At 34.6% G+C, this 14,786-nt stretch carries 29 protein-coding genes; all 29 read right to left on the reverse strand.

Going from position 1 to position 14,786, the window contains the following annotated elements; all coding sequences use genetic code 11:
• Positions 1-3: 3 nt before the first annotated feature.
• Positions 4-768: a type III pantothenate kinase gene (locus DU481_RS04080; RefSeq protein WP_350132813.1), complete on the reverse strand. Its 765-nt coding sequence runs from the start codon at positions 766-768 to the stop codon at positions 4-6.
• A gap of 7 nt (positions 769-775) precedes the next feature.
• Positions 776-1,600, reverse strand: coding sequence for a biotin--[acetyl-CoA-carboxylase] ligase (locus tag DU481_RS04085; RefSeq protein ID WP_350132905.1), 825 nt, complete (start codon positions 1,598-1,600; stop codon positions 776-778).
• A gap of 82 nt (positions 1,601-1,682) precedes the next feature.
• A complete protein-coding gene (gene rplQ, locus DU481_RS04090; RefSeq protein WP_350132815.1) occupies positions 1,683-2,081 on the reverse strand; it encodes a 50S ribosomal protein L17 in 399 nt (132 codons plus the stop codon).
• Positions 2,071-3,072 carry a DNA-directed RNA polymerase subunit alpha gene (locus DU481_RS04095; protein WP_350132817.1) on the reverse strand — a complete coding sequence of 334 codons (1,002 nt, stop codon included), beginning with the start codon at positions 3,070-3,072 and terminating at the stop codon, positions 2,071-2,073. Before DU481_RS04095 ends, rplQ begins: the two co-directional genes overlap by 11 nt.
• 33 nt (positions 3,073-3,105) lie before the next feature.
• Positions 3,106-3,732: a 30S ribosomal protein S4 gene (gene rpsD / locus DU481_RS04100; protein ID WP_350132819.1), complete on the reverse strand. Its 627-nt coding sequence runs from the start codon at positions 3,730-3,732 to the stop codon at positions 3,106-3,108.
• Positions 3,733-3,741: 9 nt separating this feature from the next.
• Positions 3,742-4,131, reverse strand: a complete 390-nt coding sequence (rpsK, locus tag DU481_RS04105) for a 30S ribosomal protein S11 (RefSeq protein WP_090319440.1) — start codon at positions 4,129-4,131, stop codon at positions 3,742-3,744.
• 36 nt (positions 4,132-4,167) lie between these two features.
• On the reverse strand, positions 4,168-4,527 hold the full coding sequence (gene rpsM, locus DU481_RS04110; protein WP_350132821.1) for a 30S ribosomal protein S13: 360 nt from the start codon (positions 4,525-4,527) through the stop codon (positions 4,168-4,170).
• Positions 4,528-4,565: 38 nt separating this feature from the next.
• Positions 4,566-4,679: a 50S ribosomal protein L36 gene (gene rpmJ, locus DU481_RS04115; RefSeq protein ID WP_350132823.1), complete on the reverse strand. Its 114-nt coding sequence runs from the start codon at positions 4,677-4,679 to the stop codon at positions 4,566-4,568.
• 60 nt (positions 4,680-4,739) lie between these two features.
• A complete protein-coding gene (gene infA / locus DU481_RS04120) occupies positions 4,740-4,958 on the reverse strand; it encodes a translation initiation factor IF-1 (RefSeq protein ID WP_350132825.1) in 219 nt (72 codons plus the stop codon).
• Between the two features lie 17 nt (positions 4,959-4,975).
• Positions 4,976-6,292, reverse strand: coding sequence for a preprotein translocase subunit SecY (gene secY, locus DU481_RS04125; protein ID WP_350132827.1), 1,317 nt, complete (start codon positions 6,290-6,292; stop codon positions 4,976-4,978).
• 21 nt (positions 6,293-6,313) lie between these two features.
• A complete protein-coding gene (gene rplO / locus DU481_RS04130) occupies positions 6,314-6,745 on the reverse strand; it encodes a 50S ribosomal protein L15 (RefSeq protein ID WP_350132828.1) in 432 nt (143 codons plus the stop codon).
• Positions 6,746-6,748: 3 nt separating this feature from the next.
• Positions 6,749-6,940 (reverse strand): 50S ribosomal protein L30, encoded by a 192-nt coding sequence (rpmD, locus tag DU481_RS04135; RefSeq protein WP_350132830.1) that lies wholly within the window; start codon positions 6,938-6,940, stop codon positions 6,749-6,751.
• Positions 6,933-7,457 (reverse strand): 30S ribosomal protein S5, encoded by a 525-nt coding sequence (gene rpsE / locus DU481_RS04140; RefSeq protein ID WP_350132832.1) that lies wholly within the window; start codon positions 7,455-7,457, stop codon positions 6,933-6,935. The genes rpmD and rpsE overlap by 8 nt, the downstream gene beginning before the upstream one ends.
• 29 nt (positions 7,458-7,486) lie before the next feature.
• Positions 7,487-7,843 carry a 50S ribosomal protein L18 gene (gene rplR, locus DU481_RS04145; RefSeq protein ID WP_350132834.1) on the reverse strand — a complete coding sequence of 119 codons (357 nt, stop codon included), beginning with the start codon at positions 7,841-7,843 and terminating at the stop codon, positions 7,487-7,489.
• A gap of 11 nt (positions 7,844-7,854) precedes the next feature.
• A complete protein-coding gene (rplF, locus tag DU481_RS04150; protein WP_350132836.1) occupies positions 7,855-8,388 on the reverse strand; it encodes a 50S ribosomal protein L6 in 534 nt (177 codons plus the stop codon).
• Positions 8,389-8,400: 12 nt separating this feature from the next.
• Positions 8,401-8,796 carry a 30S ribosomal protein S8 gene (gene rpsH / locus DU481_RS04155; RefSeq protein ID WP_350132837.1) on the reverse strand — a complete coding sequence of 132 codons (396 nt, stop codon included), beginning with the start codon at positions 8,794-8,796 and terminating at the stop codon, positions 8,401-8,403.
• Positions 8,797-8,860: 64 nt separating this feature from the next.
• Positions 8,861-9,166 carry a 30S ribosomal protein S14 gene (gene rpsN, locus DU481_RS04160; protein WP_107803608.1) on the reverse strand — a complete coding sequence of 102 codons (306 nt, stop codon included), beginning with the start codon at positions 9,164-9,166 and terminating at the stop codon, positions 8,861-8,863.
• Between the two features lie 7 nt (positions 9,167-9,173).
• Positions 9,174-9,713 (reverse strand): 50S ribosomal protein L5, encoded by a 540-nt coding sequence (gene rplE / locus DU481_RS04165; RefSeq protein ID WP_350132839.1) that lies wholly within the window; start codon positions 9,711-9,713, stop codon positions 9,174-9,176.
• A gap of 15 nt (positions 9,714-9,728) precedes the next feature.
• Complete coding sequence (gene rplX / locus DU481_RS04170; RefSeq protein ID WP_350132841.1) at positions 9,729-10,046, reverse strand: 50S ribosomal protein L24; 318 nt, start codon at positions 10,044-10,046, stop codon at positions 9,729-9,731.
• Between the two features lie 19 nt (positions 10,047-10,065).
• Positions 10,066-10,434, reverse strand: coding sequence for a 50S ribosomal protein L14 (gene rplN / locus DU481_RS04175; RefSeq protein WP_090319403.1), 369 nt, complete (start codon positions 10,432-10,434; stop codon positions 10,066-10,068).
• Positions 10,435-10,611: 177 nt separating this feature from the next.
• Positions 10,612-10,875, reverse strand: a complete 264-nt coding sequence (gene rpsQ, locus DU481_RS04180) for a 30S ribosomal protein S17 (protein WP_350132843.1) — start codon at positions 10,873-10,875, stop codon at positions 10,612-10,614.
• 2 nt (positions 10,876-10,877) lie between these two features.
• On the reverse strand, positions 10,878-11,066 hold the full coding sequence (rpmC, locus tag DU481_RS04185; RefSeq protein WP_108698806.1) for a 50S ribosomal protein L29: 189 nt from the start codon (positions 11,064-11,066) through the stop codon (positions 10,878-10,880).
• A gap of 2 nt (positions 11,067-11,068) precedes the next feature.
• Entirely contained in the window at positions 11,069-11,485 is a 417-nt protein-coding gene (rplP, locus tag DU481_RS04190) for a 50S ribosomal protein L16 (RefSeq protein ID WP_132427742.1), read from the reverse strand.
• A 66-nt stretch (positions 11,486-11,551) separates the two neighbouring features.
• Positions 11,552-12,307 carry a 30S ribosomal protein S3 gene (rpsC, locus tag DU481_RS04195; RefSeq protein ID WP_350132845.1) on the reverse strand — a complete coding sequence of 252 codons (756 nt, stop codon included), beginning with the start codon at positions 12,305-12,307 and terminating at the stop codon, positions 11,552-11,554.
• 20 nt (positions 12,308-12,327) lie between these two features.
• Entirely contained in the window at positions 12,328-12,675 is a 348-nt protein-coding gene (gene rplV, locus DU481_RS04200; protein ID WP_350132847.1) for a 50S ribosomal protein L22, read from the reverse strand.
• Between the two features lie 8 nt (positions 12,676-12,683).
• A complete protein-coding gene (rpsS, locus tag DU481_RS04205) occupies positions 12,684-12,965 on the reverse strand; it encodes a 30S ribosomal protein S19 (RefSeq protein WP_350132849.1) in 282 nt (93 codons plus the stop codon).
• A gap of 8 nt (positions 12,966-12,973) precedes the next feature.
• A complete protein-coding gene (gene rplB / locus DU481_RS04210) occupies positions 12,974-13,807 on the reverse strand; it encodes a 50S ribosomal protein L2 (RefSeq protein WP_090319383.1) in 834 nt (277 codons plus the stop codon).
• On the reverse strand, positions 13,807-14,142 hold the full coding sequence (gene rplW, locus DU481_RS04215) for a 50S ribosomal protein L23 (protein WP_350132851.1): 336 nt from the start codon (positions 14,140-14,142) through the stop codon (positions 13,807-13,809). The genes rplB and rplW overlap by 1 nt, the downstream gene beginning before the upstream one ends.
• The gene (rplD, locus tag DU481_RS04220) at positions 14,139-14,759 is read right to left on the reverse strand and encodes a 50S ribosomal protein L4 (protein ID WP_350132853.1); all 621 of its coding nucleotides are present in this window, start codon (positions 14,757-14,759) and stop codon (positions 14,139-14,141) included. Before rplD ends, rplW begins: the two co-directional genes overlap by 4 nt.
• Between the last annotated feature and the right edge of the window lie 27 nt (positions 14,760-14,786).

Below are 14,786 nucleotides of genomic sequence, written 5' to 3' on the forward strand. Positions count from 1 at the left end.
ATTTTACGAACTAGATAATTCTCGTTTTTTCAATTCATCTTTAGCAATCACCACCAATCCTTCCAAAACCAAGTTATTAATTATCTTTAACGGATACTTAATAAAAGGACTCAGCAACGATGCGTTTCCACCACTGATGATGCAATTTATAGATGAATGCTTAAGTTGTGTGGATAAAACACCATACATACGCTCAATAGCACCTACCAAGCTATGTATTATGCCACTATGAATTGCATTTTGCGTATTAACGGGAAAATTTTGGTAGACACCCAATTTATTGGGCTTCAATTGAGTACCGGAATAAAGGCTATTAAGCATCAAATAAAAACCAGGTAAAATAATGCCACCCAGGAATTTTCCGTTGTCAGATAGTGTATCGATAGTCACCGCAGTACCAGCGTTAATAACTAAACAGGCTTTGTGTTCTATGTTCCAAGCAGCAATTAAAGCTGCCCAACGATCACTACCCAATTGTTTGGGATCTGAATAACCATTTAAAACACCACATTGATAGGATTGCGAATGGTGCCATATTGGTTGTATTGACCAACGTGAAATGAATTTACAAATTTTGCTTTTTGTTTCATCACGTGCTACATGCGAAATTATAATTAAATGCGGTTCTGATAAAACACTGAATTCAGTTTGCAACTCAGAAATATCATCATGCGAAACACTGCGTTGTGTTAACCAAAGATCATTATTAAACAATCCCCATTTAACAAAAGAATTACCAGAATCAATGATTAATAAAACGGAATTCATTTACCGCTTAATTATCTTTTAATCGCATAGAGATATTACCAGTACTATAAGACTGTTTACCGTTAGGTGTAATTAAGCAAATAGAACCGTCATCATTTATATTATCAACAACTCCATCAACAGATTGCTTATTTGGAAAAAGCAGTGTCACATTTTTTCCTTGATATGCATGGTAACTTATCCATTCATCTTTAAAATATGAGAAACCATATTTCTCAAAATCAGTTAAAGCATTGTATAACTGCACAAGAAGCGCACTAAAAATTTCGTTACGATCTTGAACTTTACCTGTGCATTGCAATAAATCAGTTACTTTTTGTTGGATATGGGATTTAATCGAGAAAGGAAGAAGAAAATTTATGCCAATTCCAATAACTGCAAATGCTGGACCATCCATTTTTCCACGCAGCTCAACCAATATACCTGCCAATTTACTAGTATCATGCAGAATATCGTTAGGCCATTTAAGGTAAATATTATTATCTGAAAAAGATCTTAAGACACGTACGAGGACAATACCAATTACTAAACTCAAGCCAGATAAAACAGAGACTCCATATCTGAAACGCCATAGTATAGAAAAGGTTAATGTATTACCTAATGTACCACCATGCCATTTCCGATTTTCTCGACCACGTCCTCTTACTTGAACCTCAGCAGCAACAATAACTATAGGATTGTTATCGTATTCTGACTTATCAAATCTATTCAATAAATAATTATTTGTAGAATCAATTATATTAAATATTTTTATATCAAATTTATTGGAATAATGAGAAATAAAATTAAGAATCTTATTTTTATTTAATAAATCAACTTTAGTTACAATAATACTTTTAACTTTATTCTAAGTATGAGTAAGAACAAATATTTTCGAAATTAACATTAGTTAAACTTGAGAAATAGCGGAAATATTATTCTTCACTAATTTCTTTTTTATCTGATGTCTCTTGAATTGGACGATCGAGCAATTCTACGAGTGCCATTGGAGCATTGTCACCTTTTCTATATCCAAATTTAAGAATTCTGACATATCCTCCAGGTCGTGTAATATAACGGGGACCAAGTTCATCAAATAATTTGGTCACAATTTGGCGATCACGTAATTTATTAAAAGCTGCTCTACGATTGGACAAAGACGGCTTTTTGCCTAAGGTAATAACTGGTTCGACATAACTTCTAAGTTCTTTTGCTTTTGGAAGTGTGGTTGTAATCACCTCATGACGCAATAATGAGTTACTCATGTTACGAAACATGGCCAGTCTGTGACTACTAGTTCTATTTAATTTCCTGAATGCATTATTATGACGCATGATTCTGATCCTTCGATATATTTTCTAAATTAGCAGGTGGCCAGTTATCTAATTTCATTCCTAGAGTAAGTTCTCTCGATGCTAATACTTCTTTTATTTCGTTGAGAGATTTTCTTCCTAAATTTGGAGTTCTCAACAATTCAGCTTCTGTGCGTTGAATTAAGTCTCCAATATAGTAAATGTTTTCAACTTTCAAACAATTGGCAGATCTAACAGTTAGTTCTAAATCATCAACAGGACGAAGTAAAATTGGATCAATCTGAGGCATCTGCGGTTTTTCTTTTGGAATAGGAGTACTTTCCAAATCAGCAAAAACAGATAGTTGCTGCACTAAAACGCGGGCCGCATATCGTATTGCTTCTTCTGGTTCAACAACTCCATTAGTTTCAAGGTCAATGATTAATTTATCCAAATCAGTTCGTTGCTCTACACGAGCACTTTCAACAGTATAACTAACACGTCTGACTGGGCTAAAAGAAGCATCCAAAAAAATTGTACCTATGTCTTTATCTAAATTCTTATTTTTTCTTATTGTCGCCGGAACGAATCCTCTTCCTTTCTCAACTCTCAATTCAATATTGATTTTACTATCGGAAGTCAAATGAGCAATGATGTGTTCTGGATTAATTATTTCAACATCATGTCCGGTTTCGATGTCGCCAGCAGTAACAACACCTTTTCCATTTTTCCTCAAGTATAAAGTAGCTTCATCATTATTATGAAGTTTCAGGACTATACCTTTAATATTTAACAAAATATCTACAATATCCTCTTGAACTCCATCTAAAGCAGAATATTCATGGACAATACCTGCAATTTTTACTTCTGTAGGAGCAAAACCTGACATTGAAGATAATAGAATTCTTCGAAGTGCATTACCTAATGTATGGCCATAGCCTCTTTCAAAAGGTTCCATCACAACTTTGGCGTGTAATGGTGAAATATTCTGAACATCAATAATTCGTGGTGTAAGCAGCTCCGTACCGAGCATAAAAAAATCCTTTTGTGTAAAAAGCTTTATTGATTATTTTGAATACAATTCAATTATCAATGATTCATTAATAGAAGAAGGTAAATCTGAACGCTCAGGTTTCATTTTATAGATACCTTTCATTTCGATAACATTTACATCTATCCATGAAGGAAAATTTCGGCTGCTGGCTGTTTCAATAGAAGATTTAATACGTAATTGATTTTTTGCATTTTTATCAATTTCGATTGTATCTCCAACATTAACTAAATAAGCAGGTATATTAACTTTATGTCCATTTACCAAAATACAGTTATGCCTTACAATTTGGCGTGCTTCTGATCTAGATGATCCAAATCCCATATGATAAGCGACATTATCAAGGCGACTTTCTAATAATTGCAGCAAATTATCTCCAGTTATACCTCTTTCTTTATCAGCTGATTTATAAATATTCCGAAACTGTTTTTCCAGAATACCATAGATTTTTTTTACTTTTTGTTTTTCACGTAATTGACCACCGTAGTCTGACAAACGGCCTTTCTTTTGACCATGTTGACCGGGTGGATAATTTCTGCGTTCTATAGCGCATTTATCAGTAAAACATTTTTCACCTTTCAAGAAAAGCTTTTCACCTTCTCGACGACATTGTTTACATTTGGGTGCAAGATTTCGAGCCAAGATATCTCCTTAAATACGACGTTTTTTAGGTGGTCGACAACCATTATGGGGCACTGGCGTAACATCAGAAATACTAGTGATTTTAAAACCAGCCGCATTCAAAGCGCGTACTGCAGAGTCACGACCTGGACCTGGGCCTTTTACTTTTACTTCAAGATTTTTGACGCCACAATCAATGGCTATTTTACTTGCAGTTTCAGCAGCAACTTGCGCAGCAAATGGTGTGCTTTTTCTCGAACCTTTAAATCCAGCTCCACCTGAAGTTGCCCATGATAATGCATTGCCTTGCCTATCTGTTATAGTTACTATTGTATTATTAAAAGAAGCATGTATATGAGCAATTCCTTCAGAAACATTTTTCTTAATCTTCTTTTTAACACGTGAGTTTGTTTTATTCATGATAACATCCAAAATAACAACGAGTTATTCGTATAATTAACGAGCACGGATTGCTTTGCGAGGACCTTTTCTGGTTCTTGCATTTGTTCTAGTGCGTTGCCCTCGAACAGGAAGGCCTCGTCTATGCCGTAGTCCTCTATAGCAACCTAAATCCATTAATCTTTTGATATTCATCGAAATTTCACGTCGAAGATCACCTTCAATTGTCATCCGAGCAATATATTCGCGTAATTGATCTATTTGTTCCTCAGTAAGATCTTTTAATTTTATATTAGTATCTATGCCCACTGATTCGCAAATATTCTTAGAACTAGATCTACCAATACCATATATAGCAGTCAGAGCAATGCTAACATGTTGATGATTAGGTATGTTTACACCAGCAATACGTGCCATTTATGTTTTCCTATATAAACTTACTTTCACTTTTCTGTTTAGCCTTGACGTTGCTTATGTCTTGGATCTAAGCAAATAACACGAACAACTCTATTTCGTCTAATTATTTTACAGTTTCTGCAATATTTTTTAACTGAAGCATTTACTTTCATAAGATTAAATTTGATTATTAAAAATAGTAAAGAATTATATATTATTTGCGTGTTATTTCATTATTTTGCTCGAAAAGTAATACGAGCTCTTGTCAAATCATATGGCGTTAAATCAACTGTTACTTTATCGCCAGGCAAAATTCTAATATAGTGCATACGCATTTTTCCTGAAATATGTCCTAATACTACGTGCCCATTTTCTAACTTGACTCGAAATGTTGCATTAGGAAGCGTCTCGAGGATTTCTCCTTGCATTTGTATTGTATCTTCTTTTGCCATCAAAAAATGCCGAATATTTATCTTGTAGGTAATTTTGCTTGATTACTTTTGAAATTAGTTTTCTTAAGTAAACTATCATATTGCGATGACATAACATGTGATTGAATCTGTGACATAAAATCCATCGTCACAATTACAATAATTAAAAGAGAAGTACCTCCAAAATAAAAAGGAACATTCCATTTCAAAATTAAAAATTCAGGCAATAAACACACCAATGTAACGTAAATTGAGCCTGATAATGTTAAACGCAGCATAATCTTTTCTATATATCGTGTAGTCTGTTCTCCTGGTCTAATGCCAGGTACAAAAGCGCCACTCTTCTTAAGATTATCAGCGGTTTCCTTTGGATTAAAAACAAGAGCTGTGTAAAAGAAGCAGAAAAAAATGATCATCATCGCATACAAAATAACATATATTGGTTGTCCAGGAGATAATGCTGAACTAATGTCTTTTAACCATGTTACAGATTCATCATTTGCAAACCATCCAGCCAATGTTGCAGGAAATAAAATTATACTTGAAGCAAAAATCGGCGGAATGACACCAGACATATTTAATTTTAAAGGTAAATGCGAACTTTGACCGCCATAAACTTTTTGACCAATTTGTCGTTTCGCATAATTCACTAAAATACGTCGTTGTCCTTTTTCAACAAAAACAACAATTCCTGTCACACAAGCAGCTGCGACAAATATACTTAGTGCAATTAAAAAATGCATAGAACCAGTGCTAACTAAATCTAAGGTGCCACCTATTGCACTTGGCAAACCAGCAGCAATGCCAGCGAAAATTATCAACGATATTCCGTTACCAATGCCACGTTCTGTAATCTGTTCACCTAACCACATCAAAAAAATTGTTCCTGTTACCAAAGTAATAACAGTTGTAATCGTGAACATTCCTCCAGGATTTATTACCAAACCAGCTTGAGATTGTAATGCAATAGAAATTCCATAACTTTGAACTAATGCCAAAGCTACAGTACCATATCTAGTATATTGTGTAATTTTTCTTCTTCCACTCTCACCTTCTTTTTTTAAAGACTCTAAAAAAGGGATTGCAACTGTTCCTAATTGCATTATGATAGAGGCAGATATATATGGCATGATTCCAAGCGCAAATATAGAAAACCTGGAAAGAGCTCCCCCAGAAAACATATTAAACATGCCCAAGACGCCGCTTTCTTGCGATTCAAATAAATCTTTTAAAACAATTGGATCTATTCCAGGAACAGGAACATGGGCACCAATTCTATAGACAATTAACGCCAACAACAAAAACCATAAGCGTCTTTTAAGATCAGCAAATTTATCTACAGAGAGATTTGACATATTATTTAAATTGAAAAAACTTTATGAAATTGTGCTTCCAGAAGCCAGGAGTACATCTTTAACTCCTTTACTTATTACAATATTTTTAAAATTAAAAGTTTTGGTGCAATTTCCAGATTTAAAGATTCTAACTTTATTTGTTTTTCTTGGAATTAAATTATTTGCTACTAATGTTTCTATACTAATTTCTTTTTCGAAAAGTAAATTCAAATCACTTAAACGTAAACTAGGATATTCTCGCCGTTTTAAAATGACAAAGCCTCGTTTTGGTAAACGTCTTTGTATTGGCATTTGCCCACCTTCAAAACCGACCTTATGAAATCCACCAGATCGAGATTTTTGCCCTTTATGTCCTCTTCCACAGGTTTTTCCAACACCTGATCCCATTCCACGTCCAACTCGTACTTTAGTTTTTTTTGAGCCAACAGAAGGCTTTATAGAATTCAAAAACATAATTTAATCGCATCTAACTAAATAATTAATCTTATCAATCATTCCACGCACTTCGGGCGTATCAATAAGTATTGAAGAGCTATTTAGCTTCCTCAGCCCTAAACCCCGAACTGTTGCTTTATGTGATTTTTTAGTTCCTATCATGCTTTTAATAAGTGTTATTTTGATAGTCTTTTCTTTTTGAGAATTAACCATGATTTGAACCTAATATTTCTTTAATTGTTTTGTTACGCTTAGCAGCAATTGTTGCTGGAGTGTTCATCTGATTTAAGCCCTTTAATGTTGCTCTAACAACATTATATGGATTTGTAGAACCAATACATTTTGCCAAGATATTAGTCATTCCCATTACCTCAAATATAGCTCTCATTGGCCCTCCTGCAATTATACCCGTTCCTTCAGGTGCAGGTTGCATATATACTTTCGCAGCCCCATGTGATGCGGTTATAGGATGATATATAGATCCATTCTTTAATTTAATTTTTATCATTTTACGCCGAGCTTCATCCATTGCCTTCTGCACAGCAACTGGAACTTCACGAGATTTACCTTTACCCATTCCAACACCACCATCACCGTCACCCACAACAGTTAATGCCGCAAATCCTAAAATACGACCACCCTTGACAACTTTTGTAACTCTGTTGATAGCAACCATTTTTTCACGTAAATCATCGCTGCCTTCTTCTGCCCCTATTGTTTTAGTATTCATATTTTAGACCTTGGAATCATTACATTTTATTAAAATTTCAATCCTTCTTCACGAGCAGCATCAGCTAAGGCCTTAACTCGACCATGATATTTATATCCAGATCTGTCAAACGCGATATTTGATATACCAAACTTTATTCCTTTTACCGCAATTCTTTTTCCAATTATTGTTGCTGCCTCGATGTTACCACCTGTTTTTATTTCTTTTTTAACATCTGACTCTAATGTGGATGCACTCGCAATAGTTTTATTATTTTTATCATCAATCAATTGTGCATATATATGAGAATTACTTCTATGAATTGACAATCGAATAACCCCCAATTCTGCTATGGTGGCACGTGTTTTTTTAGATCTTCTAATACGTTTATCTTTTAAATTTGACATGATGATTTCACTTATTTTTTCTTAGTCTCTTTAAGAACAATAATTTCATCCGAATACCTTACTCCTTTTCCTTTGTAAGGCTCTGGTTTTCTATATGCCCTAATATCAGCTGAAACTTGTCCAACTTTCTGTTTATCAATTCCTTTGATTATTATCTCAGTCTGTGTTGGTGTTTCAATTTTAATTCCATTTGGAATTTCAAAATCTATTGGATGTGAAAAGCCGAGTGTAAGACTCAATTTATTTGCGTTTGCTTGCGCTCTGTAACCAACTCCAACAAGCTGCAATTTTTTTTCAAAACCCTTTGAAACTCCATGAACCATATTTGCAATTAATGCTCTGAATGTTCCAGATAACGCATTTGCATGCTGAGAGTTAGAGTTTGCTTTAATTTTGAGAAATTTATCTATTTGATCAACGCTAATTTCACAAACTAATGGATACTCTAAAACCCCAAGAGGTCCTTTTACCTTAATATCCTGTTTCGTCAAAAAAACTTCAACATTTTCAGGGACAGATATTGGATTATTACTTACACGAGACATTAAATAAATCCTTTAAACTAGAGTGCACAAGAGCTCACCACCGATACCCAATACTCGAGCTTTATTTTGTGTCATAACACCTTGCGATGTCGAGATTATAGCTGTACCCAAGCCGTTCATCACATTTGGTAAATTTTTACTAGATTTGTAAATTCTTAAACCAGGTTTACTAATACGCTTAATATTTTCAATTACAGGCTCACCTGCATAATATTTTAAAACAATTTCTAACGTACTTTTGTTATTTTCTTTAATAACATTATAAGAATCTATGTAACCTTCATCTTTAAGTACATTAGCAATTGATACTTTCAAGCGAGAACATTCCATTTTAGCAGAACGCTTTCTTGCCATCTGAGCATTTCTAATTCTTGTAAGCATATCTGCAATTGGATCGCTCATACACATATTGATTACACTCTATGATTAGTTATTTAACTTATACTTGGAATATCATTAGTAGATAAAAATTTTACCAACTAGCTTTTATGATTCCAGGAATCTTTCCACTCATTGCCATGTCTCTTAATTTGTTTCTTCCAAGTCCAAATTTAGAATATACTCCACGCGGTCTTCCTGTTAATTCGCATCTATTTCTTAATCTTACAGCGCTAGAATCCCTTGGAAGTTTCTGCAATTGTTCTCGTGCTTTTGCCCTATCATCTTCATCCAATGAATAATTAGAGATTATCTTGTATAAATTTTTTCTTTTTTCAAAATATTTAGCCACTAATTTTTGTCTTTTATTATTTCTATTCACTGTTGATAACTTAGCCATAATTTCCTCAATTCTTGAAGGGAAAACTAAATGCTGCCAACAAAGCTTTCGCTTCAATATCGTTTTTTGCAGTTGTTGTAATTGAAATATTCATGCCACGTAAAGCATCAATTTTATCGTAATCAATTTCAGGAAATATAATTTGCTCTTTTATACCCATATTATAATTGCCTCTACCATCAAATGATTTTCCTGATATACCTCTGAAATCACGTATTCTTGGTATCGCAATAGTAATCAATTTATCGAGGAACTCGTACATTCTAACTTTTCTAAGAGTTACCATGCATCCGATTGGATAATCTTTTCTTACTTTAAAAGTTGCAATTGATTTCTTGGCGCGTGTCACTACCGGTTGTTGACCGCAAATTTTTTTTATATCTGAAACTGCATTCTCGATTACTTTTTTTTCGATGGTCGCTTCACCCAATCCAATATTAAGTGTAATCTTGGTTATACATGGTACTTCCATTACAGATTTGTATCCAAACTGTTTTTTTAACTCTTCAGCTATTGTATTACGGTAATAATCTTGTAAACGCGCCATATCCTTACAATCCTCTTATACTTCGATCAATTCATTTGTAGTTTTAAAAAAACGTACTTTTTTATCATTGGAATCAAATCTAAATCCAACTCTATCAGCTTTTTTTGAAGCAAAGTTATAAATCGCAACATTTGAAATATGAATTGACATTTCTTTATTAATTATTCCTCCAGTTGTTCCAATTGAAGGATTAGGCTTTTGATGTTTTTTTACCGAATTTATTCCTTGTACTAACAAACGCTCCGAACCTATCGTACGTAATACTGTACCTTTTTTACCTTTATCTTTTCCAGTAATTACAATTACATCATCGCCCTTTTTGATTTTTCTCATATCTATTCTCTTCTAGGTATTACAGAACTTCCGGAGCAAGCGACACAATCTTCATGAAACGTGCATTTCGCAACTCACGCGTAACAGGACCAAATATGCGAGTTCCAATCGGTTCAAGCTTGTTATTTAATAGCACGGCAGCATTATCATCAAATTTTAACAACGAACCATCTAAACGTCGCACACCTTTTGCTGTACGCACTACAATAGCATTATAAACTTCACCTTTTTTTACACGCCCTCGCGGTGCAGCGTCTTTAATGCTTACTTTAATAATATCGCCGATACCTGCGTATTTTCTCTTTGATCCTCCAAGAACTTTGATACACATTAATGATCTTGCACCTGTGTTATCAGCAACTCGCAATATTGATTGCATCTGTATCATTTAATAGTCTCTTTTAAAAACTCATATCGAATATTTATTTAAATTTTTTGATTTTAATTAAATAAATAATATTTTTAATAAGTATCACTAAGAATCAAAGAGGCAGAATTATACAAGAAAAAATTCTTGCCTCATATACTTTATGACAAATAACGTCTAGAATCATAATAAAACTATTTATTTCTCAGATTCACTATTAATATGCTTTACTACTTTCCAGTTTTTGGTTTTCGATAATGGGCGACATTCTTCAATTAAAACAATATCACCTACAGCAAATTGCTCATCTGGTACATGCGCATGATATTTTTTTGATCTAATTACAAATTTTCCATAAAGAGGGTGTTTTATTCGACGCTCAACCTGAACTGTAACTGTTTTATTCATTTTATTACTTGTGATACGCCCAGTCAGTGTACGTTTTAATTTTTCACTATTCATAATTAACTTGCTTTCTGAGTCATAATTGTTTTAACTCTTGCGATATCTTTTCTAATCATTTTCATTCGACTTGTATCTGAAAGTTGCTGCGTAGCCAATTGCATTCTTAAGCTAAATTGCACCTTTAATAAGGAAATAAGTTCCTTGTTAAGCTCAGATAATGATTTCTCTTTCAATTCACTTACTTTCATTGTTATCCGCCAAGTTGCCTGATAGTAAATACTGTTTTAATTGGTAATTTTGCTGCAGCTAGTCTAAACGCTTCTTTTGCTAGCTCTTCACTTACGCCATCCATTTCATACAACATTTTTCCTGGCTGTATTTCAGCAACATAATACTCTGGACTTCCCTTACCATTTCCCATTCGAACTTCAGCGGGTTTATGGGAAATTGGCTTATCGGGGAAAATCCGTATCCAAATACGACCACCTCTTTTAATATGCCTTGTCATGGCTCTTCGTGCAGCTTCAATTTGACGAGCTGTTAATCGACCTCTATCAACTGCTTTTAGACCAAACTCACCAAAACTAACTTTTGAACCGCGTGTTGCGATGCCAGTATTTCTTCCCTTTTGTTGCTTTCTATATTTAGTTCGTGCTGGCTGAAGCATTTTTTCCCTCAGAATTAATTTTTTTCAGATATTAAAGAATCTAGTACTACTGATTAAATGATTTTATCATTCAATGCTTTTATCTATTTTAGAGTCAGATTCTTTAATAAATGCCGAAGAAGTTTTTTTATTAATTTTCTTTTTTTCGCTATCTAAAGCATTACCTGGTGTATTTAAACTATTTGCGTCACTTTTTCCAAGTATTTCACCCTTAAAAACCCACACTTTTATCCCAATAATGCCATAGGTAGTTTCAGCTTCTGATGTTGCATAGTCGAGATCTGCCCTTAATGTATGAAGAGGAACGCGGCCTTCTCGATACCATTCCGTACGGGCAATTTCTATTCCATTTAATCTACCCGAACTCATTATTTTTATACCTTGCGCTCCCAGTCTCATGGCATTTTGCATTGCACGCTTCATTGCTCTACGGAACATAATTCTTTTTTCCAATTGCTGAGCAATATTGTCTGCAATTAATTGCGCATCCAGTTCGGGCTTTCTAATTTCCTCAATATTAACATGTACAGGAACTCCCATTCTTTTTTGGAGCTCAGTACGTAATACCTCTATATCTTCACCTTTTTTTCCAATAACCACACCTGGACGCGAGCTATAAATAGTAATTCTTGCATTTTTTGATGGTCTTTCTATCAAAACTCTACCAACCGAAGCATTTTTAAGCTTTTCATTAAGAAAAGTCCGTACTTTTATATCTTCATTCAACATAGTTGCAAAGTTATTGCTATTTGCATACCACTTTGACAACCAATTTCTTTGAACTGAAAGACGAAACCCGATTGGATGTATTTTTTGACCCATATCAATTAGTGCCTATGATTTTATTTAATTTGACTACCATTATCGCTTACTGTTAACGAGATATGACATGTAGGCTTCACGATTCTATTGCCCCGGCCTTTAGCGCGCGCACTTGTCCGTTTCATCAGTATCCCTCTATCGATATATATAGATGAAACTTTCAATTCATCAATATCTGCACCATCATTATGTTCTGCATTTGCAATGGCTGATTCCAAGATTTTGCGTATTATTTCAGCGCCTTTCTTAGGACTAAAAGTCAAGATATTCAGTGCCTTGTCCACTGACAGACCTCGTATTTGATCTGCTACAAGACGTCCTTTTTGTGCTGATAATCTGACTCCGCGTAGTTTAGCAGTAGTTTCCATATTTATTCCTATCGCTTAGTAACTGCTTTTTTATCACCGGCATGGCCTTTAAAAGTCCGTGTAAGCGAAAATTCACCAAATTTATGACCAACCATATTTTCTGTCACAAAAACAGGAATATGCTGCTTACCATTGTGGACTGCCACTGTCATTCCTATAAAATCTGGCAATATGGTGGATCGTCTCGACCATGTCTTGACAGGTCTTTTATCATTTGTTTCACGAGCCTTCAATATCTTTACCATTAAATGCGCATCTACAAATGGTCCCTTTTTAACTGATCGTGCCATTTAATCTATTATCCTTTTTTTGAATAACGATGACGAACTATCATCACTTCCGTTCTTTTATTTTTTCTAGTTCTATAGCCTTTAGCCGGTGTTCCCCAAGGACTGACTGGATGTCTTCCAGCCGATGTCCTTCCTTCCCCACCACCGTGTGGGTGATCGATAGGATTCATTGCTACACCTCGTACTGTTGGTCTAATTCCACGCCAACGGACAGCTCCTGCTTTACCGATCGATCTTAAATTGTGTTCTGCATTACCTACTTCACCGATTGTAGCACGACAATCAATATGAACTTTCCGCATCTCACCTGAACGAAGTTTCAGTTGCGCATAATTTCCTTCTCGTGCTTGCAATTGTATAGAGGCCCCTGCAGATCGTGCTAATTGAGCGCCTTTTCCTGGTAGTAATTCAACACAATGAATTATCGTTCCCATAGGTATATTGCGCAAAGGCAACGCATCTCCGGGTTTTATCTGAGCATTTTTGCCACTAGAAATTTTTGTACCTACCGTTAATCCTTTTGGTGCAATAATGTATCTTCTTTCTCCATCTTGGTAGCAAATTAAAGCAATATTAGCTGTCCTATTAGGATCATATTCAATGCGCTCGACAATACCACTTATATCATCTTTATCACGTTTAAAGTCTATCAATCTATAATGATGTTTATGACCACCGCCACGATGCCTTGTAGTGATACGGCCATAATGATTACGCCCCGCAGTTTTAGTTTGTTTCTCTATTAAATTTTTATAAGGCTCGCCTTTATACAAATCCTTATTTACTAATTTAACTACAGATCTTCTTCCGGGTGAAGTCGGTTTTAATTTAACAAGGGCCATTATTTAACCTCTGCATTTGAAAAATTTGCAAAACTCAATTCCTGCCCTTCCTTAATGCTTACGATGGCTTTTTTCCAATCATTTCTGTGTCCCATGAACCGTCCAAATCTTTTGCTTTTCCCTTTAACGTTTATCGTTTGAACATTTTTCACTTCTATTTTTTGTTCTTTCCATAACAATTCTATAGCATCTTTTATCTCTTTCTTAGTCGCATCTGTCACTACACGAAATACCGTTTGATTATTTTTCTCTCCAATAAACGTAGCTTTCTCTGAGATGTGTGGTGCTAATATAACTTTTAATAAACGTTCTTGATTTATATTTGAATTTTTCATGACAGAAGTTCCTCAAGATTCTTTAATCCTTCTGTTGTAAGCAAAATCTTTTCAAATTTTAAAAGACTTACCGGATCTATATTTTTCACCTCAACTACGGAAACATGCGGAATATTACGTGAAGATAGATATAAATTTTCATCCACATTATTCGTAATCAGCATAACTTCATTGAGCCCTAACGCAATTATTTTTTCTCTAAAAGCTTTAGTTTTATGTGTATCGACATTAAAGTCATTAATGATCATTAATCGCTCATCGCGTACTAATTGCGAAAAAATTACACTTATACCAGTACGGTACATTTTTTTATTGAGTTTTTTCCTAAAATTTTCATCCGGACTATTCGGAAAAATTTTTCCGCCTCCGCGCCATATTGGACTTGATGCCATACCGGCACGAGCTCGCCCTGTTCCTTTTTGCCGCCATGGCTTTCGAGTTGACTTAGCAACATCTGCGCGCCCTTTCTGAGCTCGTGTTGCCCCTCGTGCATTTGACAGATAAGAAGTTATAACTTGATGAACAAGTGCTTCATTGTAATCTCTATTAAAGAGTGCATCAGAAACAGTAATATTTTCTGTTACCTGATTCTTTTCACTGATAAGCTTCAACTCCATTACTTGTTCATCCTATTGTTATTTCGT

Origin of the sequence: Nitrosomonas sp. (assembly GCF_040240425.1) — a bacterium.
In the GTDB taxonomy this organism is placed as follows: domain Bacteria; phylum Pseudomonadota; class Gammaproteobacteria; order Burkholderiales; family Nitrosomonadaceae; genus Nitrosomonas.